This is a genomic window from Citrobacter sp. Awk 2, assembly GCF_028069815.1.
In the GTDB taxonomy this organism is placed as follows: domain Bacteria; phylum Pseudomonadota; class Gammaproteobacteria; order Enterobacterales; family Enterobacteriaceae; genus Citrobacter.
In genome coordinates this window covers 1-985 of the sequence record NZ_JANEWL010000223.1, presented here as the reverse complement: position 1 = coordinate 985, position 985 = coordinate 1, and the positions used below count along the sequence as shown (strand labels likewise).

The window sequence follows — 985 nt, the reverse complement described above, 5'->3', positions numbered from 1 at the left end:
CTCTGAGTCACTTCCGGGCTGTCTTCAAAATCCTGGCGCAGCTCCTCTTTGGACATATCCAGCAGTTCGATTTTCACGTTCTGGCGGAAATCTGTTTTGTCGACCAGCGACTTCAGGCCGCACCACAGGCTTTCTACTGCCTGAAACGCTTCATGATGCATCACGGCATCCAGCTGGCGGCTAATCTGATAATCCAGTTCAGCGATATGGTGATCAATCAGGTTCCTGTCCAGTTTCTCGACTTTTGCACCGGATTTCGTCAGGCACTCGAGAAAGACCTGCATCCCGGCCGTTAAACGCTCATCAGCGGTCGCATCAGACATTGCCTGCGCATCCTGCCAGATATCCAGCGCACTCAGTTCAGATACCGGATTCAGATTAATTTTTTCAAACAGGGACGCGTAAACCCCATTCGCCGAAGCGCGTTCCAGTACAACGCTTTCTCCACCCACAGTACTTTCATTTTGAACAGACATGAGCATTCCTTGTTAATCCGTTATAACGTCGTGATGGTTAAGGTTGTTTTGGTGCCAGAGATGACANTTCGGCTCTGAGCTCCGCNCTGAGCGCCGGGTTCAGCAGAATTTTTTCCAGCTCCTTTCGAAAAGCCTGGTTATCCAGCAGATTGGCCTTTAAATCACGCAGCAGGTTGCGCATGGAAAGCATGGCTTTCAGCTGGGGTATTTGTCTGGAAACCTGTTCCGGTGAGAAATCTTTCATGTTCNGGAATGTCAGACTGATGGTGTCCTCACTGCCGTCATCAGCAAGCGTATTTTTAACAGTGAGGTCGACTCTGGGGGAATAATCAGAAAGAACAGCATCGAAATTGTTTTTAGTTATATTGGTTTTTTCACGTCCGGATAAGGGTGAGAAATCCTGACCATTGCTGAAATCACCTGCAACCAGTAATTTCAACGGCAATTCTGTTTTCTTGCTCGCCCCGCCGGTATGCAGGTCAAGTTTTAGGTTAACGCGTGCCTTTGGC

The 985-nt window shown here is 48.8% G+C and carries 2 protein-coding genes; both read right to left on the bottom strand.

Translation table 11 applies throughout. The features are described from left to right. Positions 1-482: type VI secretion system contractile sheath domain-containing protein (locus tag NNO02_RS23305; protein ID WP_271455881.1), on the bottom strand; the 482-nt coding region annotated here is incomplete at its 3' end. A gap of 31 nt (positions 483-513) precedes the next feature. After that, on the bottom strand, positions 514-985 hold a 472-nt coding region (gene tssB, locus NNO02_RS23300; protein WP_271455880.1), incomplete at its 5' end, for a type VI secretion system contractile sheath small subunit.